This is a genomic window from Pseudomonas sp. B21-032 (assembly GCF_024748965.1).
Classification (GTDB): Bacteria; Pseudomonadota; Gammaproteobacteria; order Pseudomonadales; family Pseudomonadaceae; genus Aquipseudomonas.
Window position 1 is genome coordinate 112,962 of record NZ_CP087180.1, and the last position, 22,121, is coordinate 135,082.

Annotated in this window: 15 protein-coding genes, 2 tRNA genes and 4 rRNA genes; 8 read left to right on the top strand and 13 right to left on the bottom strand. The window is 59.0% G+C overall.

Annotated elements, in window-relative coordinates:
• Positions 1 to 3: 3 nt before the first annotated feature.
• The 8 genes from LOY54_RS00540 to LOY54_RS00575 form a co-directional block, all read right to left on the bottom strand.
• On the bottom strand, positions 4 to 297 hold the full coding sequence (locus LOY54_RS00540) for a DUF2388 domain-containing protein (RefSeq protein WP_195885395.1): 294 nt from the start codon (positions 295 to 297) through the stop codon (positions 4 to 6).
• Positions 298 to 416: 119 nt separating this feature from the next.
• Positions 417 to 734 carry a DUF2388 domain-containing protein gene (locus LOY54_RS00545; RefSeq protein ID WP_045200598.1) on the bottom strand — a complete coding sequence of 106 codons (318 nt, stop codon included), beginning with the start codon at positions 732 to 734 and terminating at the stop codon, positions 417 to 419.
• Positions 735 to 1,031: 297 nt separating this feature from the next.
• Positions 1,032 to 1,247, bottom strand: coding sequence for a DUF1127 domain-containing protein (locus LOY54_RS00550; protein ID WP_010222590.1), 216 nt, complete (start codon positions 1,245 to 1,247; stop codon positions 1,032 to 1,034).
• A gap of 318 nt (positions 1,248 to 1,565) precedes the next feature.
• Positions 1,566 to 3,059 carry an acetyl-CoA hydrolase/transferase family protein gene (locus LOY54_RS00555; RefSeq protein ID WP_045200596.1) on the bottom strand — a complete coding sequence of 498 codons (1,494 nt, stop codon included), beginning with the start codon at positions 3,057 to 3,059 and terminating at the stop codon, positions 1,566 to 1,568.
• A 178-nt stretch (positions 3,060 to 3,237) separates the two neighbouring features.
• The gene (locus LOY54_RS00560; RefSeq protein WP_258608767.1) at positions 3,238 to 4,674 is read right to left on the bottom strand and encodes an NAD(P)(+) transhydrogenase (Re/Si-specific) subunit beta; all 1,437 of its coding nucleotides are present in this window, start codon (positions 4,672 to 4,674) and stop codon (positions 3,238 to 3,240) included.
• Between the two features lie 2 nt (positions 4,675 to 4,676).
• Positions 4,677 to 5,009: an NAD(P) transhydrogenase subunit alpha gene (locus tag LOY54_RS00565; protein WP_038997786.1), complete on the bottom strand. Its 333-nt coding sequence runs from the start codon at positions 5,007 to 5,009 to the stop codon at positions 4,677 to 4,679.
• A gap of 11 nt (positions 5,010 to 5,020) precedes the next feature.
• On the bottom strand, positions 5,021 to 6,142 hold the full coding sequence (locus LOY54_RS00570) for a Re/Si-specific NAD(P)(+) transhydrogenase subunit alpha (protein ID WP_010222584.1): 1,122 nt from the start codon (positions 6,140 to 6,142) through the stop codon (positions 5,021 to 5,023).
• A 406-nt stretch (positions 6,143 to 6,548) separates the two neighbouring features.
• Complete coding sequence (locus LOY54_RS00575) at positions 6,549 to 7,475, bottom strand: LysR family transcriptional regulator (RefSeq protein WP_045200768.1); 927 nt, start codon at positions 7,473 to 7,475, stop codon at positions 6,549 to 6,551.
• A 160-nt stretch (positions 7,476 to 7,635) separates the two neighbouring features.
• On the opposite strand from LOY54_RS00575, the gene LOY54_RS00580 reads away from it, so the two are divergent.
• From LOY54_RS00580 to rrf (LOY54_RS00615), 8 genes are all read left to right on the top strand, one after another.
• Positions 7,636 to 8,817: an acyl-CoA dehydrogenase gene (locus LOY54_RS00580; RefSeq protein WP_045200593.1), complete on the top strand. Its 1,182-nt coding sequence runs from the start codon at positions 7,636 to 7,638 to the stop codon at positions 8,815 to 8,817.
• Between the two features lie 13 nt (positions 8,818 to 8,830).
• Complete coding sequence (locus LOY54_RS00585) at positions 8,831 to 10,051, top strand: CaiB/BaiF CoA-transferase family protein (protein WP_045200590.1); 1,221 nt, start codon at positions 8,831 to 8,833, stop codon at positions 10,049 to 10,051.
• A 610-nt stretch (positions 10,052 to 10,661) separates the two neighbouring features.
• A 16S ribosomal RNA gene (locus LOY54_RS00590) occupies positions 10,662 to 12,198 on the top strand.
• Positions 12,199 to 12,283: 85 nt separating this feature from the next.
• Positions 12,284 to 12,360: transfer RNA gene (locus LOY54_RS00595), tRNA-Ile, on the top strand.
• A gap of 10 nt (positions 12,361 to 12,370) precedes the next feature.
• Positions 12,371 to 12,446: transfer RNA gene (locus LOY54_RS00600), tRNA-Ala, on the top strand.
• 214 nt (positions 12,447 to 12,660) lie between these two features.
• Positions 12,661 to 15,551 (top strand): 23S ribosomal RNA (locus LOY54_RS00605).
• A gap of 136 nt (positions 15,552 to 15,687) precedes the next feature.
• Positions 15,688 to 15,803, top strand: a 5S ribosomal RNA gene (gene rrf, locus LOY54_RS00610).
• Between the two features lie 110 nt (positions 15,804 to 15,913).
• A 5S ribosomal RNA gene (gene rrf, locus LOY54_RS00615) occupies positions 15,914 to 16,029 on the top strand.
• Together the 16S, 23S and 5S rRNA genes with 2 tRNA genes alongside form the textbook arrangement of a ribosomal RNA operon.
• 123 nt (positions 16,030 to 16,152) lie before the next feature.
• Here rrf (LOY54_RS00615) and LOY54_RS00620 read toward each other — a convergent pair.
• From LOY54_RS00620 to LOY54_RS00640, 5 genes are all read right to left on the bottom strand, one after another.
• A complete protein-coding gene (locus tag LOY54_RS00620) occupies positions 16,153 to 17,331 on the bottom strand; it encodes a PepSY domain-containing protein (RefSeq protein WP_093377521.1) in 1,179 nt (392 codons plus the stop codon).
• A gap of 85 nt (positions 17,332 to 17,416) precedes the next feature.
• A complete protein-coding gene (locus tag LOY54_RS00625) occupies positions 17,417 to 19,933 on the bottom strand; it encodes a TonB-dependent siderophore receptor (RefSeq protein WP_258608768.1) in 2,517 nt (838 codons plus the stop codon).
• 89 nt (positions 19,934 to 20,022) lie between these two features.
• Positions 20,023 to 20,988: a FecR domain-containing protein gene (locus tag LOY54_RS00630; protein WP_258608769.1), complete on the bottom strand. Its 966-nt coding sequence runs from the start codon at positions 20,986 to 20,988 to the stop codon at positions 20,023 to 20,025.
• A 6-nt stretch (positions 20,989 to 20,994) separates the two neighbouring features.
• A complete protein-coding gene (locus LOY54_RS00635; protein WP_258595755.1) occupies positions 20,995 to 21,498 on the bottom strand; it encodes a sigma-70 family RNA polymerase sigma factor in 504 nt (167 codons plus the stop codon).
• A gap of 126 nt (positions 21,499 to 21,624) precedes the next feature.
• Entirely contained in the window at positions 21,625 to 22,092 is a 468-nt protein-coding gene (locus LOY54_RS00640; protein WP_258608770.1) for an SRPBCC family protein, read from the bottom strand.
• Positions 22,093 to 22,121: the final 29 nt, after the last annotated feature.

The window sequence follows — 22,121 nt, forward strand, 5'->3', positions numbered from 1 at the left end:
TAATCATTGGACGAGAATTGCCTGTGCCAGTTCAAGGTCGCTGGCATGAAGTTCCGGGTTGGCCTGGCGCAACTGCTGCAGTGCTGCCTCAAGGCGCGCGCCCCGCCATCGGCCATCGCTGGCGACAAAAGCGGCGGCATCGTCATGGGCGGCCAGCAGCAGTTTGCGATCGAAGGGCACCGACGTCACTTTGCTGGTGACGTAACCACTGACGACAAGGTTGTTGGTGGTCAGGTCCAGCGCCTGGGCGGCGCTGCTCCAGCACACCACGAGCAACAGCAATGACAGATAACGCATGGGTCTCGAACGGCAGCTGAATCAGGCGGCAAAGGCTATCCCAATGCGCCGGTGAGGACCAGCGCAGAGGGCCCGGCTTAGTTGCACGTTATTACATGCACGGCCGGGAACGAGCGGCTTCAGAGCGCCAGGATGGCCTGTGCCAGTTGCGCGTCGCTGGCCTGCAGGCTTGGGGTCTGCTGGCGAATGTGGGCGAAAGCGCTCTCCAGTTTCGCGCCGCGGATGTCACCGTGGCTGGCAACGAAGCTGGCAGCGTCGTCACGGGCGGCCTGGACGATCTTGTCGTCACGGAACGAGGACGACACATCGGAGGTGGCATCGGTGGAGGCGGCAACACCACGAACGACGGTATCGGTGGTGACGACGAAGCTGGTGGCGTTGGCAGTCGAAGCCAGGGCCAGCAGCAGCGCGGCGCCAAACAAGCGTGAATGGAACATGGTCGATCTCCTGGATAGGCTTTTGGTGGTTCTTATGTCAGACGCACGCTCAGCTTGTTGCGCTACTTTTTACCAAGCTGGGTACGTTAAGGGTATCACGCGGGTGTAATCCGCGGCTTGGACCGGATCGTAGCAAGATTTATCAACTGTACCTGTCAATTTAATTAAATTAAAAATTGTACTGGTATGTTGTTCAGCCGCTCTATTCCGGGCCTTTAAACGACAAAACCCGTCAGCAGTCACCTGCGACGGGTTTTGGGGAATTCGTGGTGCCGGCCTTGGCCGGCGAGCCCTGCATTAACGCCAGAAAGGCTTGCTCAGCTCTTCGTAGCGTTGTGCTTCGCTGATACCGGCATCAGCCAGCAGACGCGAGTCCAGGCGAGCCAGTTGGTGGCGGCTGGCAATGCGGCGTTGCCACAGCATCAGGTTGGCCAGCAGGCGCAGTGGCAGCGAGGCCTTGGATTGTTCGGCGGTGTTTTCGAAAACCAGATCGGAACTGAGGGTACGTTCCATGATGTCATCCTTCCGCTTGTGGCGGCATTAGGTAGTGATTTAACTGATGCCAATGATCCTCCTCTGTCGTCCATAACAGTAGATACAGTTCACCTACATTGTGATGGGCCAGTTAACTGTTTTAGACGACTGTTGCACTCGGAATAGGCGCAACTGTACTGGTCAGCACTGAAATGGTGCATTTTTGATCAGAGAGGGGACAAGAGGATGAAAAATGGCGGTGAAATCACCGGTACAGTAGAACAGTTTTTGTCTGGATAAATAAATCAGTTACCCGACCGGTTGGCATTGCGCACAACCGGCCGGTCACTGTGCAGGTCAGCCGGCGAGCATGCGCCCGGTTTCTTCCAGGTTTTCGTGCCAGGCCAGGGCTTCGCGCAGGATGTGCGGGGTGTGGCCGCCGCGTTCGCAGGCGCGGGTGAAGTAGTCGTTCAGCGCCTCGCGGTAATCCGGGTGCACACAGTTGTCGATGATCACCCGCGCACGCTCGCGTGGCGCCAGGCCGCGCAGGTCAGCCAGGCCCTGCTCGGTGACGAGGATATCGACGTCGTGCTCGGTATGGTCGACGTGGCTGACCATCGGCACCACGCTGGAAATCGCCCCGCCCTTGGCAATCGACTTGGTGACGAAGATCGCCAGGTGCGCGTTGCGGGCGAAGTCGCCCGAGCCACCGATGCCGTTCATCATCCGCGTGCCGCAGACGTGGGTGGAGTTGACGTTGCCGTACAGGTCGAATTCAAGCGCGGTGTTGATGCCGATGATGCCCAGGCGGCGGACTACTTCCGGGTGGTTGGAGATTTCCTGCGGGCGCAGGACCAGTTTGTCCTTGTAGCGCTCCAGGTTACCGAAGACGTCGGCGTTGCGGCGGGTCGACAGGGTGATCGAGCTGCCCGAGGCGAAGCTCAGCTTGCCGGCGTCGATCAGGTCGAAGGTCGAGTCCTGGAGTACTTCGGAGTACATGGTCAGGTCTTCAAACGGCGAGTCGATCAGGCCGCACATCACCGCGTTGGCGATACTGCCGATACCGGCTTGCAGCGGGCCGAGCTTGTTGGTCATGCGCCCGGCGTCGACTTCCTGCTTGAGGAAGTTGATCAGGTGGTTGGCGATGCCTTGGGTTTCGTCGTCTGGCGGCAGTACGGTGGACGGCGAGTCCGGCTGCTCGGTGATGACGATGCCGACGATCTTGGCCGGGTCGATCGGGATTGCGGTGCTGCCGATGCGGTCATCGACTTTTACCAGCGGGATCGGCGTACGGGTCGGACGATAGGTCGGGATATAGATGTCGTGCAGGCCTTCCAGGTTGGCGTTGTGCGCCAGGTTGATCTCGACGATCACCTGTTTGGCGAAAATCGCGAAGCTGGCCGAGTTGCCCACCGAGGTAGTCGGCACGATGTGGCCCTGTTCGGTGATGGCGACCGCTTCAATCACCGCGATGTCCGGCAGCTTGAGCTGCTGGTTGCGTAGCTGCTCGACGGTTTCCGACAGGTGCTGGTCAATGAACATGACCTCGCCGGCGTTGATCGCCTTGCGCAGGGTGCTGTCGACCTGGAACGGCATGCGCCGGGCCAGCACGCCGGCCTCAGTCAGTTGCTTGTCGAGGTCGTTGCCCAGGCTTGCGCCGGTCATCAGGCTGATTTTCAGTGGCGACTGCTTGGCGCGTTCGGCCAGTGCATGGGGCACCGCCTTGGCTTCACCGGCGCGGGTAAAACCGCTCATGCCGACGGTCATGCCGTCCTCGATCAGGCCAGCGGCATCAGCCGCACTCATTACCTTGCTGTGCAGGGAGGACAAGCGGATACGATCACGGTACATGGATTGTTATCTCGGGCTACTAAAGCTAGATGCGCAGTCTAGTGTTTTCGCCTGGCTTCGTCCCGCGACCAAGGTCGAATGCGAAGCCCTGAAATAGAGCCTTCTGTCGGCTGGCCGGGCATGAAAAAGCCCCAGCCGGTACCGCGCTGGGGCTATTTGTCACAGCCGTTTGAACGGCTTATTCGACCGCTTTGACCATGTCTTCGATGACCTTCTTGGCGTCGCCGAAGACCATCATGGTCTTGTCCAGGTAGAACAGCTCGTTATCCAGGCCGGCGTAGCCGCTGGCCATCGAGCGTTTGTTGACGATGATGGTCTTGGCCTTGAACGCCTCGAGGATCGGCATGCCGGCAATTGGCGACTTCGGATCGTTCTTCGCCGCCGGGTTGACCACGTCGTTGGCGCCCAGCACCAGCACCACGTCGGCCTGGCCGAACTCGGAGTTGATGTCGTCCATCTCGAACACCTGGTCGTATGGCACTTCGGCTTCGGCCAGCAGTACGTTCATGTGCCCGGGCATACGCCCCGCCACCGGGTGGATCGCGTACTTCACGGTCACGCCGTTGTGGGTCAGCTTCTCGGTCAGCTCTTTCAGCGCGTGCTGGGCACGGGCCACCGCCAGGCCGTAGCCGGGGACGATGATCACGGTGTCAGCGTTGCTGAGCAGGAAGGTGGCGTCGTCGGCCGAGCCGGATTTCACCGGACGGGCTTCCTTGGCACCGGCCGGGCCGGCCGCTTCTGTCGCGCCGCCGAAACCGCCGAGGATCACGTTGAAGAACGAACGGTTCATCGCCTTGCACATGATGTACGAGAGGATCGCACCAGACGAACCGACCAGGGAGCCAGCGATGATCAGCATTGAGTTGTTCAGCGAGAAGCCGATACCGGCTGCCGCCCAGCCCGAGTAGCTGTTGAGCATCGACACCACCACCGGCATGTCGGCGCCGCCAATCGGGATGATGATCAGCACGCCCATGACGAACGCCAGGATCAGCATCAGGGCGAAAGCGCTGTAGCTGCCGGTGAAGGTGAACACCAGGCCCAGGCCAATGGTGGCAAGGCCCAGGACCAGGTTCAGCTTGTGCTGGCCGCTGAACTGTACCGGTGCGCCCTGGAACAGGCGGAACTTGTACTTGCCCGAGAGCTTGCCGAAGGCAATGACCGAACCTGAGAAGGTGATTGCACCGATGGCGGCGCCGAGGAATAGCTCAAGGCGGTTACCGGTAGGGATCGGGTCGCTGATGCTGGCAACGATGCCCAGCGATTGCGGCTCGACCACCGCGGCAATGGCGATGAACACCGCGGCCAGGCCGATCATGCTGTGCATGAAGGCGACCAGTTCGGGCATCTTGGTCATTTCAACGCGCTTGGCCATGATCGAGCCGGCGGTACCACCGACCAGCAGGCCGACAATCACGTAGCCGATGCCATCGGTGGCCAGCTCTGCGCCCAGCTTATAGATGAGGCCGACGGTGGTGATCACCGCCAGGGCCATGCCGAGCATGCCGAACAGGTTGCCGCGCCGCGAGGTGGTCGGGTGCGACAGGCCCTTGAGTGCCTGGATGAAGCACACCGAGGCGACAAGGTAGAGAAGTGTTACCAGATTCATGCTCATGTTTACTTCTGCCCCTCTTGCTTCGCTGCGCCCTTGCCTGGGGCTTTCTTCTTGAACATCTCCAGCATGCGCCGGGTGACGAGGAAACCGCCGAATACGTTGACCGCTGCCAGGGCCACCGCGAGGGTGCCCATGGTTTTGCCCAGCGGCGTGACGGTCAGCGCGGCAGCCAGCATGGCGCCGACGATGACGATGGCGGAGATGGCGTTGGTGACCGCCATCAACGGCGTGTGCAGTGCCGGGGTGACGTTCCAGACCACGTGGTAACCGACATAGATCGCCAGCACGAAGATGATCAGGTTATAGACGCCGTGAGAGATCAGCATGTCTTCCATTGTCTGGCTCCTTATCCGTTCTTGCGGATGACCTGGCCGTCGCGGCACATCAGGCACGCGGCGACGATGTCGTCTTCGAGGTTGATCGTCAGCGCGCCGTCCTTGTCGAACAGCAGCTTCATAAAGTCGAGCAGGTTGCGTGCATACAGCGCCGAGGCATCCGCGCCGACCTGCGCTGGCAGGTTGGTCGGGCCGACGATGGTCACGCCCTGCTCCACCACCACCTGGTCGGCGACGGTCAGCGGGCAGTTGCCACCCTGGGCTGCGGCGAGGTCGATGACCACCGAGCCGGGTTTCATCTGCGCCACGGTCTCGGCGCTGAGCAAGGTCGGAGCCTTGCGGCCAGGGATCAGTGCGGTGGTAATGACGATATCGGCCTGCTTGGCGCGCTCGTGCACCGCCAGGGCCTGACGCTGCATCCAGCTGGCCGGCATGGGTCGGGCGTAGCCGCCGACACCTTCGGCGCACTCGCGCTCTTCATCGGTCTCGTAAGGGACATCGATGAACTTGGCGCCCAGCGACTCGATCTGCTCCTTCACCGCCGGACGCACGTCCGAGGCTTCGATCACCGCACCCAGGCGCTTGGCTGTGGCGATAGCCTGCAGCCCGGCTACACCGGCGCCGAGGATCAGCACACGCGCAGCCTTAACAGTACCGGCAGCGGTCATCAGCATCGGCATGAAGCGCGGATAGTGGTGAGCCGCCAGCAACACGGCCTTGTAACCGGCAATGTTGGCCTGCGACGACAACACATCGAGGCTTTGCGCCCGCGAGGTACGCGGCGCCGCTTCAAGGGCAAAGGCGGTGATGCCGCGCTCGGCCATCTTGGCGATGGTTTCGTTGTTGAACGGATTGAGCATACCCACCAGCACGGTGCCGCTCTTGATCTGGGCCAGTTCGCTATCGTCAGGGGCTACAACCTTGAGAACCAGCTGAGCTCCAAACGCATCGGCAGCGCTGCCAATAGTGGCGCCTGCTGCTTCATAGGCACTGTCCGGAACGCTGGCATTGATGCCGGCGCCGCTCTGGACGGTGACCTGATGCCCCTGGCCAATCAGTTTCTTGATGGTTTCCGGGGTTGCAGCAACCCGTGTTTCGCCCGTCTGCGTTTCGAGAGGAACACCAATGTGCACGTCATTTCTCCTGCGTGATCTTTTGTTGGTAAACCAGCGCACTGCGGATGGTGCGCTGGGGCGGCCGATCAGCACGATCCCGCCGAATCCAGGCGGGGCGCGGCATTTTGCAGGTGATTCCTGAATCGCTTCAACCAGTTTTGAAGGGTGACGGCAATCAAACTACAAGTCACCCTGTGACCGAATGTCGCAATAACAGGCCTGGAGCCCGCCAAGCGCGGGCTTCAGGGAGATTACGGCAAAATTCGAAAATTTTCCGCCGAATTTGCTGAATGCCTGGCTGAAAGCGCGATTTATGCTGTGAAGGCCGCATAAACAGCAGGGTTAAGGGCTTTTAAGAGGGTGCCTGAAACAGTTGGCCTAAATGCGACATTTCCTTATATCTGTAGGGTTTCAGTTTTATTGACTACGGGGTCAGGTTGTAGCTGTCATCCTTATGGGCTGCGGCGTAGCGGCCCGCCTCCCCTACCAGCCAATCGCGAAAAGCGCGCAGAGAAGCCGACTCCACCTTGCGCTCAGGGATCATCAGGTAATACGCCTTGATGCTCGACAGCGCATGTGGGCTGGCCACCACCAGGCGCCCTTCTGCCAGTTCACGCTGGATCAGGAAGGGCGGAATCAGTGCCACGCCCATCTCGTGCATGGCCGCCTGTGCCAACATCGAGAATAGCTCATAGCGTGGGCCGGTCATGTCACGAGCGACGTTCATTTCCAGGCTGTTGAACCACTGGCGCCAGGCGTAGGGCCGGGTGGTCTGCTGCAGCAGCGGCAACTGGGCGATCTGCGCGGGGCTCAGTTGCCGGTTCGCGGCCAGCAATGCCGGGCTGCACACCGGCACCGGGTTCTCGCCCATCAGCCGGTGGGACTCGGTACCCGACCAGTCGGCATCGCCAAAGTAGATCGCCGCGTCGAAGCTGGTATCGGCAAACAGGAATGGCCGGGTGCGGTTGGTCAGGTTGACCGTGACTTCCGGGTGGCGCTGCTGGAAGTCCTTGAGCCGGGGTAGCAGCCACTGGGTGCCGAAGGTCGGTACCACTGCCAGTTCGATGACGTTGGCGCCCTGCTGGCCCATCACCGACAAGGTGTCGCGCTCCACCGCATCGAGCTGGGTGGCGACCCGGCGGCTATAGGAAAGCCCGGCCTCGGTCAGCTTCACCCCGCGGCGCGAGCGGCGAAACAGTTCGACATTGAGAAACTCCTCCAGCCCGGCGATTTGCCGACATACGGCGCCCTGGGTCAGGGACAGCTCCTGGGAAGCCTTGGTAAAGCTCTCGTGGCGGGCTGCGGCCTCGAAGCAGACCAGGGCCGCTGTGCTGGGGATCTTGCGCCGCATGTACATCAACCTCACTAATAGGGCGTAAAGATGGCCTTTGCGGCCATTACGAAGTGAGAAATTATCACAAGAGCATGCGCAATCCTCGTTTGTCTCGTCGCTTGAACGGGCCTAGGATCAATGCACAACAACTCTGGTCCCATTTCTCGAGGATTCGCTCATGGCCGGTAAAGCAAGCTTCAACTGGATCGACCCGCTGTTGCTCGACCAACAGCTCACTGAAGAAGAGCGCATGGTGCGTGACAGCGCTTATCAGTTCGCCCAGGACAAGCTGGCCCCGCGCGTGCTGGAGGCCTTCCGTCACGAGCAGACCGACCCTGCGATCTTCCGCGAGATGGGCGAAGTCGGCCTGCTGGGCGCAACCATTCCCGAGCAGTACGGCGGCAGTGGCCTGAACTACGTGTGCTACGGCCTGATTGCCCGGGAAGTGGAGCGTATCGACTCCGGCTACCGCTCGATGATGAGCGTGCAGTCCTCGCTGGTCATGGTGCCGATCAACGAATTCGGTACCGAGGCGACCAAGCAGAAGTACCTGCCCAAGCTCGCCAGCGGTGAATGGATCGGCTGCTTCGGCCTGACCGAGCCAGACCATGGCTCCGACCCGGGCTCGATGATCACCCGCGCCAAGAAGGTCGACGGTGGCTATCGCCTGAGCGGCAGCAAGATGTGGATCACCAACAGCCCGATCGCTGACGTGTTCGTGGTCTGGGCCAAGGATGATGCCGGCGACATCCGAGGTTTTGTTCTGGAAAAAGGCTGGCAGGGCCTGAGCGCCCCGGCGATTCACGGCAAGGTCGGCCTGCGCGCCTCGATCACCGGCGAAATCGTCATGGACAACGTGTTCGTGCCTGAAGAGAACATCTTCCCCGATGTGCGCGGCCTGAAAGGCCCGTTCACCTGCCTGAACTCGGCACGCTATGGCATCTCCTGGGGTGCCCTGGGCGCCGCTGAAGCCTGCTGGCACACCGCGCGCCAATACACCCTGGACCGCAAGCAGTTTGGCCGCCCGCTGGCCGCCAACCAGCTGATCCAGAAGAAACTGGCCGACATGCAGACCGAAATCACCCTGGCCCTGCAAGGCTGCCTGCGCCTGGGGCGGATGAAGGACGAAGGCACTGCTGCGGTAGAAATCACCTCGATCATGAAGCGCAATTCCTGCGGCAAGGCCCTGGACATCGCCCGTATGGCCCGTGACATGCTCGGTGGCAACGGGATCTCCGACGAGTTCGGTGTGGCCCGTCACCTGGTCAACCTTGAGGTGGTCAACACCTATGAAGGCACCCATGACGTCCACGCGCTGATCCTCGGTCGCGCGCAGACCGGCATTCAGTCCTTCTATTAATAAGGAGCCAGCCATGGGCGCGCTATCTCATCTGCGGGTGCTGGATCTGTCGCGAGTGCTGGCCGGGCCCTGGTCCGGGCAGATACTTGCGGACCTGGGCGCCGAAGTGATCAAGGTCGAGCGTCCGGGCAGCGGCGATGATACGCGCGCCTGGGGCCCGCCCTTCCTTAAGGACGCTTACGGCGAGAACACCAGCGAGGCTGCCTACTACCTGGCGGCCAACCGCAACAAGCGTTCGCTGACCATCGACTTCACCCAGCCCGAGGGCCAGCGCCTGGTGCGCGAGCTGGCGGCAAAGTCGGACGTGTTGATCGAGAACTTCAAGGTCGGCGGCCTGGCAGCCTATGGGCTGGACTACGAAAGCCTGAAGGCGCTCAACCCGCGCCTGGTGTATTGCTCGGTCACCGGCTTCGGCCAGACCGGGCCCTATGCCAAGCGCGCCGGCTACGACTTCATGATCCAGGGCCTGGGCGGGCTCATGAGCCTGACCGGGCGCCCGGAGGGTGAAGACGGTGCGGGGCCGGTGAAAGTCGGTGTCGCGCTGACCGACATCCTCACCGGGCTGTATTCGACCGTGGCGATCCTGGCTGCCCTCGCCCATCGTGACCGCGATGGTGGAGGCCAGCACATTGATATGGCGCTGCTCGACGTGCAGGTTGCCTGCCTGGCCAACCAGGCCATGAACTACCTCACCACCGGCACGCCACCGCGGCGCCTGGGTAATGCGCACCCGAACATCGTGCCTTACCAGGACTTCCCTACAGCCGACGGCGACTTCATCCTCACCGTGGGCAACGACGGGCAGTTCCGCAAGTTCGCCGAGGTTGCCGGCCAGCCGCAATGGGCGGACGATCCGCGCTTTGCTACTAATAAGCAGCGGGTTGCCAACCGCGCCGAGCTGATTCCACTGATCCGCCAGGCCACGGTATTCAAGACCACCGCTGAGTGGGTCGCGCAGCTGGAGCAGGCCGGGGTTCCGTGTGGGCCTATCAACGACCTGGCGCAGATGTTTGCCGATCCTCAGGTCAAAGCCCGGGGCCTGGCAATCGAGATGCCACACCCGCTTGCCGGGCAGGTGCCGCAGGTGGCCAGCCCTATTCGCTTGTCCGAGACGCCGGTGGAGTATCGCCATGCACCGCCGCTGCTGGGCGAGCATACCGAGCAGATCCTCGGCGAAGTGCTGGGCCTGGCGGCATCGGAGATCGAGCGCCTGCGGCTAACCAAGGTGGTCTGAAGCTTTAAGCTGTAAGCTGCAAGCTACAAGTTGGGCGCGGTGATGCTGCTTTTACTTGCAGCTTGAAGCTTGCTGCTTATAGCCAAAACGCCCCTTCTGAAACAAAGTTGAAATAAGTCCTTGACGCCCCTGCAGATCTCTCTATAATTCGCCCCACTTCCGGCGCAGTCGGAACTGAAAACTCCTTGAGTTTCAAAGAGTTAGCGGTTCCAGGGTCATCCGGAGGTGCTTCGATCGAAAGATCGGCAGCGGTGAAAAAGGCAGTTGACAGCGGTTTGAAATGCTGTAGAATTCGCCTCCCGCTGACGAGAGATCGCAGCGAGTCAAGTGGTTGAAGTTGAAAGAGAAATTCTGAAAAACTTCAAAATAAACGCTTGACAGGCTCTGAGGAAAGCGTAGAATGCGCGCCTCGGTTGAGACGAAAAGCTCTTAACCAACCGCTCTTTAACAACTGAATCAAGCAATTCGTGTGGGTGCTTGTGAGCTCAGACTGATAGTCAAAAAGATTATCAGCATCACAAGTGGCTACACGAAAATCGAAAGATTTGAAAGTAAGTCATTTGAGATTGCTGAGCCAAGTTTAGGGTTTTCTCAAAACCCAAGCAGTATTGAACTGAAGAGTTTGATCATGGCTCAGATTGAACGCTGGCGGCAGGCCTAACACATGCAAGTCGAGCGGATGAGAAGAGCTTGCTCTTCGATTCAGCGGCGGACGGGTGAGTAATACCTAGGAATCTGCCTGGTAGTGGGGGACAACGTTTCGAAAGGAACGCTAATACCGCATACGTCCTACGGGAGAAAGCAGGGGACCTTCGGGCCTTGCGCTATCAGATGAGCCTAGGTCGGATTAGCTAGTTGGTGAGGTAATGGCTCACCAAGGCGACGATCCGTAACTGGTCTGAGAGGATGATCAGTCACACTGGAACTGAGACACGGTCCAGACTCCTACGGGAGGCAGCAGTGGGGAATATTGGACAATGGGCGAAAGCCTGATCCAGCCATGCCGCGTGTGTGAAGAAGGTCTTCGGATTGTAAAGCACTTTAAGTTGGGAGGAAGGGTACTTACCTAATACGTGAGTATTTTGACGTTACCGACAGAATAAGCACCGGCTAACTCTGTGCCAGCAGCCGCGGTAATACAGAGGGTGCAAGCGTTAATCGGAATTACTGGGCGTAAAGCGCGCGTAGGTGGTTTGTTAAGTTGGATGTGAAATCCCCGGGCTCAACCTGGGAACTGCATCCAAAACTGGCAAGCTAGAGTAGGGCAGAGGGTGGTGGAATTTCCTGTGTAGCGGTGAAATGCGTAGATATAGGAAGGAACACCAGTGGCGAAGGCGACCACCTGGGCTCATACTGACACTGAGGTGCGAAAGCGTGGGGAGCAAACAGGATTAGATACCCTGGTAGTCCACGCCGTAAACGATGTCAACTAGCCGTTGGAATCCTTGAGATTTTAGTGGCGCAGCTAACGCATTAAGTTGACCGCCTGGGGAGTACGGCCGCAAGGTTAAAACTCAAATGAATTGACGGGGGCCCGCACAAGCGGTGGAGCATGTGGTTTAATTCGAAGCAACGCGAAGAACCTTACCAGGCCTTGACATGCAGAGAACTTTCCAGAGATGGATTGGTGCCTTCGGGAACTCTGACACAGGTGCTGCATGGCTGTCGTCAGCTCGTGTCGTGAGATGTTGGGTTAAGTCCCGTAACGAGCGCAACCCTTGTCCTTAGTTACCAGCACGTTATGGTGGGCACTCTAAGGAGACTGCCGGTGACAAACCGGAGGAAGGTGGGGATGACGTCAAGTCATCATGGCCCTTACGGCCTGGGCTACACACGTGCTACAATGGTCGGTACAGAGGGTTGCCAAGCCGCGAGGTGGAGCTAATCTCACAAAACCGATCGTAGTCCGGATCGCAGTCTGCAACTCGACTGCGTGAAGTCGGAATCGCTAGTAATCGCGAATCAGAATGTCGCGGTGAATACGTTCCCGGGCCTTGTACACACCGCCCGTCACACCATGGGAGTGGGTTGCACCAGAAGTAGCTAGTCTAACCTTCGGGAGGACGGTTACCACGGTGTGATTCATGACTGGGGTGAAGTCGTAACAAGGTAGCCGTAGGGGAACCTGCGGCTGGATCACCTCCTTAATCGACAGACATCAGCTGTCTTATGAGCTCCCACACGAATTGCTTGATTCATTGAAGAAGACGATATCGGTAACAGCTCTTAACTGGGTCTGTAGCTCAGTTGGTTAGAGCGCACCCCTGATAAGGGTGAGGTCGGCAGTTCGAATCTGCCCAGACCCACCAGTTTCTTGTTGGGGCCATAGCTCAGCTGGGAGAGCGCCTGCCTTGCACGCAGGAGGTCAGCGGTTCGATCCCGCTTGGCTCCACCACCTTACGTCAAAGCTTAGAAATGAATATTCGTATCGAATATTGATTTCTGAACTTTTTCAGAATCGTTCTTTAAAAATTTGGGTATGTGATAGAAAGATAGACTGGACAGCACTTTCACTGGTGTGTGTTCAGGCTAAGGTAAAATTTGTGAGTCATTACAAGTTTTCGGCGAATGTTGTCTTCACAGTATAACCAGATTGCTTGGGGTTATATGGTCAAGTGAAGAAGCGCATACGGTGGATGCCTTGGCAGTCAGAGGCGATGAAAGACGTGGTAGCCTGCGATAAGCTTCGGGGAGTCGGCAAACAGACTTTGATCCGGAGATCTCTGAATGGGGGAACCCACTCAGCATAAGCTGAGTATCTTGTACTGAATACATAGGTGCAAGAGGCGAACCAGGGGAACTGAAACATCTAAGTACCCTGAGGAAAAGAAATCAACCGAGATTCCCTTAGTAGTGGCGAGCGAACGGGGACTAGCCCTTAAGTGGCTTTGAGATTAGCGGAACGCTCTGGAAAGTGCGGCCATAGTGGGTGATAGCCCTGTACGCGAAAATCTCTTAGTCATGAAATCGAGTAGGACGGAGCACGAGAAACTTTGTCTGAATATGGGGGGACCATCCTCCAAGGCTAAATACTACTGACTGACCGATAGTGAACCAGTACCGTGAGGGAAAGGCGAAAAGAACCCCGGAGAGGGGAGTGAAATAGATCCTGAAACCGTATGCGTACAAGCAGTGGGAGCCTACTTTGTTAGGTGACTGCGTACCTTTTGTATAATGGGTCAGCGACTTATATTCAGTGGCGAGCTTAACCGAATAGGGGAGGCGTAGCGAAAGCGAGTCTTAATAGGGCGTTTAGTCGCTGGGTATAGACCCGAAACCGGGCGATCTATCCATGGGCAGGTTGAAGGTTAGGTAACACTGACTGGAGGACCGAACCGACTACCGTTGAAAAGTTAGCGGATGACCTGTGGATCGGAGTGAAAGGCTAATCAAGCTCGGAGATAGCTGGTTCTCCTCGAAAGCTATTTAGGTAGCGCCTCATGTATCACTGTAGGGGGTAGAGCACTGTTTCGGCTAGGGGGTCATCCCGACTTACCAAACCGATGCAAACTCCGAATACCTACAAGTGCCGAGCATGGGAGACACACGGCGGGTGCTAACGTCCGTCGTGAAAAGGGAAACAACCCAGACCGTCAGCTAAGGTCCCAAAGTTATGGTTAAGTGGGAAACGATGTGGGAAGGCTTAGACAGCTAGGAGGTTGGCTTAGAAGCAGCCACCCTTTAAAGAAAGCGTAATAGCTCACTAGTCGAGTCGGCCTGCGCGGAAGATGTAACGGGGCTCAAACCATACACCGAAGCTACGGGTATCACTTAGGTGATGCGGTAGAGGAGCGTTCTGTAAGCCTGTGAAGGTGAGTTGAGAAGCTTGCTGGAGGTATCAGAAGTGCGAATGCTGACATGAGTAACGACAATGGGAGTGAAAAACTCCCACGCCGAAAGACCAAGGTTTCCTGCGCAACGTTAATCGACGCAGGGTTAGTCGGTCCCTAAGGCGAGGCTGAAAAGCGTAGTCGATGGAAAACAGGTTAATATTCCTGTACTTCTGGTTATTGCGATGGAGGGACGGAGAAGGCTAGGCCAGCTTGGCGTTGGTTGTCCAAGTTTAAGGTGGTAGGCTGAGATCTTAGGTAAATCCGGGATCTTAAGGCCGAGAGCTGATGACGAGTTGCCATTAGGCGACGAAGTGGTTGATGCCATGCTTCCAAGAAAAGCTTCTAAGCTTCAGATAACCAGGAACCGTACCCCAAACCGACACAGGTGGTTGGGTAGAGAATACCAAGGCGCTTGAGAGAACTCGGGTGAAGGAACTAGGCAAAATGGCACCGTAACTTCGGGAGAAGGTGCGCCGGTGAGGGTGAAGGACTTGCTCCGTAAGCCCATGCCGGTCGAAGATACCAGGCCGCTGCGACTGTTTATTAAAAACACAGCACTCTGCAAACACGAAAGTGGACGTATAGGGTGTGACGCCTGCCCGGTGCCGGAAGGTTAATTGATGGGGTTAGCTAACGCGAAGCTCTTGATCGAAGCCCCGGTAAACGGCGGCCGTAACTATAACGGTCCTAAGGTAGCGAAATTCCTTGTCGGGTAAGTTCCGACCTGCACGAATGGCGTAACGATGGCGGCGCTGTCTCCACCCGAGACTCAGTGAAATTGAAATCGCTGTGAAGATGCAGTGTATCCGCGGCTAGACGGAAAGACCCCGTGAACCTTTACTATAGCTTTGCACTGGACTTTGAATTTGCTTGTGTAGGATAGGTGGGAGGCTTTGAAGCGTGGACGCCAGTTCGCGTGGAGCCATCCTTGAAATACCACCCTGGCAACTTTGAGGTTCTAACTCAGGTCCGTTATCCGGATCGAGGACAGTGTATGGTGGGTAGTTTGACTGGGGCGGTCTCCTCCTAAAGAGTAACGGAGGAGTACGAAGGTGCGCTCAGACCGGTCGGAAATCGGTCGTAGAGTATAAAGGCAAAAGCGCGCTTGACTGCGAGACAGACACGTCGAGCAGGTACGAAAGTAGGTCTTAGTGATCCGGTGGTTCTGTATGGAAGGGCCATCGCTCAACGGATAAAAGGTACTCCGGGGATAACAGGCTGATACCGCCCAAGAGTTCATATCGACGGCGGTGTTTGGCACCTCGATGTCGGCTCATCACATCCTGGGGCTGAAGCCGGTCCCAAGGGTATGGCTGTTCGCCATTTAAAGTGGTACGCGAGCTGGGTTTAGAACGTCGTGAGACAGTTCGGTCCCTATCTGCCGTGGACGTTTGAGATTTGAGAGGGGCTGCTCCTAGTACGAGAGGACCGGAGTGGACGAACCTCTGGTGTTCCGGTTGTCACGCCAGTGGCATTGCCGGGTAGCTATGTTCGGAAGAGATAACCGCTGAAAGCATCTAAGCGGGAAACTTGCCTCAAGATGAGATCTCACTGGAGCCTTGAGCTCCCTGAAGGGCCGTCGAAGACTACGACGTTGATAGGTTGGGTGTGTAAGCGCTGTGAGGCGTTGAGCTAACCAATACTAATTGCCCGTGAGGCTTGACCATATAACACCCAAGCAATTTGAGCGAAAGCCAGATTGCGGTGTTGTGAAGACTGCACAGCCGAAGATTTGTAACTCACAAAACATCACATACCCGATTCGCTGGAGTGTCTGAACAAGACCTTCTGGCAACAGAATTTCTTGACGACCATAGAGCATTGGAACCACCTGATCCCATCCCGAACTCAGCAGTGAAACGATGCATCGCCGATGGTAGTGTGGGGTTTCCCCATGTGAGAGTAGGTCATCGTCAAGATTAAATTCCGAAACCCCTATCTGCATCTGCAGGTAGGGGTTTTGTCTTTAAGGTAGAAGCATCAAGAATTCGCTGGCACGTCGCAACAGACGGATCGGCACACAGAATTTCTTGACGACCATAGAGCATTGGAACCACCTGATCCCATCCCGAACTCAGCAGTGAAACGATGCATCGCCGATGGTAGTGTGGGGTTTCCCCATGTGAGAGTAGGTCATCGTCAAGATTCATTCCGAAACCCCTGTCTGCCCTGCAGACAGGGGTTTTGTCTTTCAGGGACCTGTCACCCTTTGTGGGAGCTGGCCTTGCCAGCGATGGGCTGCATAGCAGCCCCAGAGCAGCCGCTGACTTACCCAGCTCTTCGCACCTTGCCACTGCGCCGCGCCTGCAACTTGCGCCACCAGATATACACCCCGGTCAGCGACAGCACCGCAATCATCACGCCCAACACTGCAATCAACACCTGGCCGGTCATGCCGATGATGCGCCCGCCATGTATGGGTAACTGCAAGCGGTAAAAGCGTTCCCCCAAGGTGCCTTGCCCGGCAATCTCCTTGCCCAGCAAATGCCCGTCAGTGCCGTGGAAGAACAACCAGGACTTACCCTGGGCATCGGTATCGTGCTGGCCAAACCCCGCACCATAGAAGTTGTACTCGAAGCTGTAGTACAGCTCACCGATCGGTGCCGTTAGCCCCAGCCGCTGACCTTCCTGCTGCGCCAGCTGGTAGGCCTGTTGATAGTTCAGCTGGGTCACCCCCAGTTGTTCCTTGGGTAACCCGCCACGGGCTTCATAGACGCTTGGCTCAATCGGTGAAAACAGTGACACCGCCGGTTTGAACACCTGGGCCGGCAGGTTCATTGCCACGCTGCTGATCGCAATCGGCAGCAGCAACAGCCACAACCACAAACCGCCCGCCCTGTGGATATCCATGTTCAGCCGATAGGCATGGCCACCCTTGATCTTCCAGGCTTTCGCCCACTTGCCCCAGAACGGCCGCCCACGCGGCAAGGTCAGCAGCACGGCGATAAAGCAGTCGATTACCCACATGATCGCCACCACACCCATCAGCAGAATCCCCCAGTTGCCGGGCAGGGTCAGGCTGTAATGCAGCTCGAGCATGAACGGCATGAAGTTCTCGCGGGAGAAACAGCATTCACCCCAGTAGCGCTGGCCCAGGGTCAACCCACTGACGGGGTCGAGATAGAACACCGTGTTCTTCTCGGCATAGGGCTCGCCGCTGGCTGGGTCATTGCGCGGCACCATGGCCAGCAGCGCCGCATGCCCGGGCTCGTTCGGGTATTCCATGTACCAGACTTGCAGGCGCGGATGCTCGGCCTGCAACTTATCCACAAGCACCCCGGGTTGCCGGCGTTCACCCACGGTGGGCGCTTCATAGAAGGACGGGTTGAGCCATTCATCCAGTTCGTGATGAAAGGCCAGGACGCTGCCGGTTAGGCCCGCCATGGCCAAAAACAGCGCAGTGATCAGGCCAAGGTAGCGGTGAAGCAGTACGTAAAGCTGACGCATGGGTAAAGGTCCGGAATAAGTCGCCAGATACAACAAAGCCAGCCCCCGGAATCAGGTGCTGGCTTTGGCGTTCATACAGGTGAGGTCAGAACTGGTAGCTGACCGTGGCGCTGACATTGCGCTCTTCGCCCATGTAGCAGTAACTCAGGCTGGCACAGGAGGCGATGTAGCTCTCATTGGTGAGGTTGTTGGCATTGAGCCGCACATCCACGCCCTTGAGCCCGACCTTGCCCAGGTCATAGCCAACCGACGCGTCGAACAGGGTGTAGGAGGGCACCTTCATGGTGTTCTCGGCATCCACCCAGCTGTAGCCGACATAACGCACACCGCCGCCCAGGCGCAGGCCGTCGAGGGCGCCCTGGCGGAAGTTGTAGTCAGCCCACAGCGAGGCCATGTGTCGCGGTGCCTGGGTAGGCGAGTTGCCCTTGTTGTCGAGGTCGCTGCCGAACAGCGTGCTTGGCATCGACTTGGCGTACTCGATGTCGGTGAAGGTGTAGCTGCCGAGCACTTTCAGGTTGTCGGTGACCTGCATGTGCGCTTCCAGCTCCAGGCCCTGGGAACGGACCTGGCCTACAGGACGATAGAACTCTTCCTGCGGCAGCTTAGAGGCCAGGTTCTCTTGCTCGATGCGGAACACCGAAGCGGTGAACAGGTTGTCAGTGCCCGGTGGCTGGTACTTGATGCCGGCTTCCCACTGGGTGCCCTCGGTCGGCGCCAGCGGATTGCCGGCCTGGTCGGCGTAGGAGTTGGGGTTGAACGACTCGGAATAGCTGATGTACGGCGCAATGCCGTTTTCGAACAGGTACAGCACGCCGGCGCGGCCGGTCAGTTTGGTGCGCTGGTCGCTGATCCTGGTGCCCAGCGGGCGGCTGGCTTCGGCGATACGGTTCTCGTCCGAGGTCTTCACCCAGTCCTGACGCAGGCCCAGGGAGAAGCGCCACTGGTCGAGCTCGATCAGGTCCTGCAGGTACACGCCGGTCTGCTGCAGCCGACGCAGGTAGCTGGTGGGGTTGTAGTAGGTGATTTGCGAGTTGCCGTACTGCGGGTCGAAGGCGTTGATCGGCGCCAGCGAGCCACTGCGCCAGTCGACCACGGTTTTGCGCCGCTGATAGTCCAGGCCCAGCAGGGTGGTGTGCTTGGCACTGCCGGTGAAGTATTCGGCCTGGAGCATGTTGTCGATGATGTACGCGTGCAGTTTTTCATCGCCGCCGGTGTAGTAGCGGTTCAGCTCGTTGCTGGTCGGTGTGGTCCAGCCCCAGGCATACACCTGGTCCATTTTCACCGTCGAGTCCAGGTAGCGGAAGTTCTGCCGCGCGGTGAAGACGTCGTTGAAGCGATGCTCGAACTGATAGCCGAACGACTGCTGGTCGCGCTCGTAGCGGTCGACACCCGGCTCGCCTTCGAAGAAGTGATCGGAGATGCGCTGGCCATTGCGCTGGTGCAGCGCGCCATCGGCCGGCACGCCGCCGTGATAGCCGCCGTCGGGGTCGTGCTGCAGGTAGGCCTGCAGGGTCAGCGAGGTGTCTTCGCTGAAGTTGATGCTGACAGTCGGGGCCAGGGCGAAGCGTTTTTCCTCGTTGTGGTCGAACTGGGTGTCGGACTGATCGGCCAGGCCCACCAGACGGTAGGCGATGCGCTTGTCGTCATCCAGCGGGCCGCTGAAGTCGAAACCGACACCACGCTGGCCCTGGGTGCCAACGGTGGCCTGTACCTGATGGTAGGCCTCGTACAGTGGCTTCTTGCTGGTCAGGGCGACCAGGCCGCCGGGTGAGCTGCGGCCATAGAGCACCGAAGATGGCCCCTTGAGGATATCCACGCGCTCAAGAAAGTACGGATCGACCTGCATGGTGCTGTAGGTGCCGCTGTCACCCATGGACTTGAGGCCGTCCAGGTAGATGTTATCCACAGAGCCGTCGTTGAAGCCGCGCATGGCTACGTAGTCGTAGCGGTGTGTCGCACCATAAGGGTTGGTCAGCACGCCCGGGGTGTAGCGCATGGCCTGGGCCACGGTCTGCGAGCCCTGGTCGTCCATTTGCTGACGGGTCACCACCGATACAGACTGCGAGGTTTCCAGGATCGGCGCACTGGTCTTGGTCGCAACCTGGCTGTGAGTGGCGTTGTAGCCTTCCATGCTGCCCAGGGCGTTACCCAGGGCGAACTCACGCACTTCGGTGCTTGGCAACGACAGCGCTGCGTCCTGTGCCTGAGCCCGCAGCACATAGCTGCCGCCATCCTGGCTGAGGGCCTCCAGGCCTGAACCATTAAGCAACTGGCGCAGCGCCTGGTCGGTGGCGTAGCTGCCTTGCAGTCCCGGCGACTGCAGGCCCTGGGTCATTTGCGGGGTGCTCGACAGGGTGATCTGAGCCTGGCGGGCGAACTGGTTGAGCACCTCATCCAGGGAGCCGGCAGGGATGTTGTACTGCTGGCTGACACTGCCTGCTGGTGACGCAAGTGCCATTGCCGGCACCGCAGTGATGCCCAGGGCGGTGCCGAGCAGCGCGGCGCGGATGGCCTTGCCGAGGACACTGGAACAGGCAGAATCTAAGACAGGTTGAAAATCATTCTTCTTGTTGAGCCGCAACAGGGGCGAAGCATTACGCATGGAGAGCATCCGTAGAGTCGGTAAGGGCAGAAAGAGTCGCTTACTGTCCTAGCCGGACTCGTGGGTAAAACCCGCCAAAAAAAAACACCTCAGGCCAGCCGTTCCAAGCGCACCCACCAGCGGGTGCGATAGCTGACCTTGACCGGCAGTGTCTGCGGCAGCAGTTGCAACAGCTTGTCGGTGTCTGCAAGGCGGAACACACCTGACAGGCGCAAGTCGGCAATGTCGTCGGCGCAGTTGACATAGCCATGGCGATAGCGCCCGACTTCAGCAAGAAAATCACCCAAGCGCATGTCGCGGGTGACGATCAGCCCTTCGGCCCAGGCGCCGGCATCCATGTCCTGATTCTGCAGCAGGGTCGCGCCGCGGGCATCGAGGCGATAGCTCTGGCCGGCGTGAATCCATTGCATCGGGCCTGGCGAGTGGATGGCGACGCTGCCCTGGCTGACGCTGACGCGGGTGCAGTCGTCGTCCTGGCGCACCACGAAGCTGCCGTCGAAGCCTTGCAGCAAGGCTTCGCGGGTGCTGACCAGCAACGGTCGAGCCGGGGTGCTTGTGTCTTTGGCGCAGGTCAGCATCAACTCGCCGTGCTTGAGACGAATCAGGCGCTGATCGGCCTCAAAGGCAAGGTCTGCGGCGCTGTTGGTGTTCAGTTGCAGCAGCGAGCCATCGGGCAGGCGCACGCTGCGACGCTGGCCGGTGGCGCTGGCGAAATCCGCAGTCCAGGGGCTGATTAGCTGCAGGTCCTTACCCAGCCAGGTCGCCGAGCCGAGCACCAGCACGCCGCTGAGCAGCTTCAGGGCCTGGCGTCGTTGCAGGCGCTGGCTGCTGTTCTCAAGGGTCTGCAAGGCCACACTGGCCCCTGGCACGGCGCGCAGGTTGAGTTCCTGCTGCAGCGACTGCACTCGTTGCCAGGCCAGCTCGTGCTCCTGATGGGTTGCACGCCACTGTTCGCATTGCTGCTGCAGCCGCGCGTTGTGGCCGCTTTCGCGCAGCTTGAGCATCCAGTGGATGGCTTGCTTGACCACGCGCGGGCCGGGGTTGAGGGTGGTCATGACGGCTTACGCCTCTGACTCGTAGCGCAGCAGGTAGCAATGATAGAGCGCATCGGCCACGTAGCGCTCAACCGAGCGCAGCGACACGCCCATCTGTTCGGCAATGTCCTTGTGGCTCAAGCCTTCGCACTGGGCCAGGAGAAACGCGCGACGCACTTTCGGCTTGAGGCCGTCGAGCATCTGCGCGATGCGCTCAAGCAGCTCCAGCAGCAGTTCGCGGGTTTCAAGCGAAGGCACTTCGGCCTCTGGCAGATGCGCCAGGGCTTCGAGGTAGGCGCGCTGCAGCTCCTCACGGCGCCAGTGGTCGATCACCAGGCCGCGAGCGATGGTACGCAGGAATGCCCGGGGGGCGTTCAGCTCCAACAGTTCACGCCGCTGCAACAGGCGCACGAAAGTGTCCTGGGCCAGGTCCGCGGCATCGGCGGCGTTGCCCAGCTTGCTGCGCAGCCAGGTGTTCAGCCAGCCGTGGTGATGGCTGTAAAGCGTGTGCACGGACTCTGGAGAGGGCATGAAGGTGCGCTGCTGAAGGGGTCATAAATGATAATTAGTCTCATTGTTGGCATCCTTGGAATATTTTGCAACTGTTGATCAGGGCAAGCTCGCTCTTGCCGGAGCGGGCTTGTCCCGCGATCGGGTTTAACTCAGCAAATTCTTCACATTGTTCATTGCCTCATCGGCAAACCCCTGCAAAAACGCCTGAAAGCCAGGCATTGCCTCGCTGCCGCCTTGCCATGGCTCGGCCTGGATGGTCCAGGTCGCCCGCGCCTGACGCTCGCCCAGCGCCTCGACCTGCATCGCCGCCCACAGGTTGCCGATGTTCAGGCTGGTGTAGATCAGGCTCCAGGTCATGTACATGGCCTGGTCGTCGCGGCTGTTGAGCTGCTCGATGACCACGTTGCCGTCCTTGAACAGCTTCTTGCGCACCGAGCGTACGCCGCTACCGATCATCTCGATGTGCGCCAGGGCCGGGATGAACACCGGGAAGCCGGCAAAGTTGCCGACGATGTTCCAGACGCTGGCGGCAGCGCTGGCGATCTCGACGCTGGCCACTACGTGGCAGCCTTCGGGGTTGTGGATAAGTGTGTCGGGTTGGAGTGCTTGCATGGTGTCTCTCCTGGTTGGGTTGAAGCTGC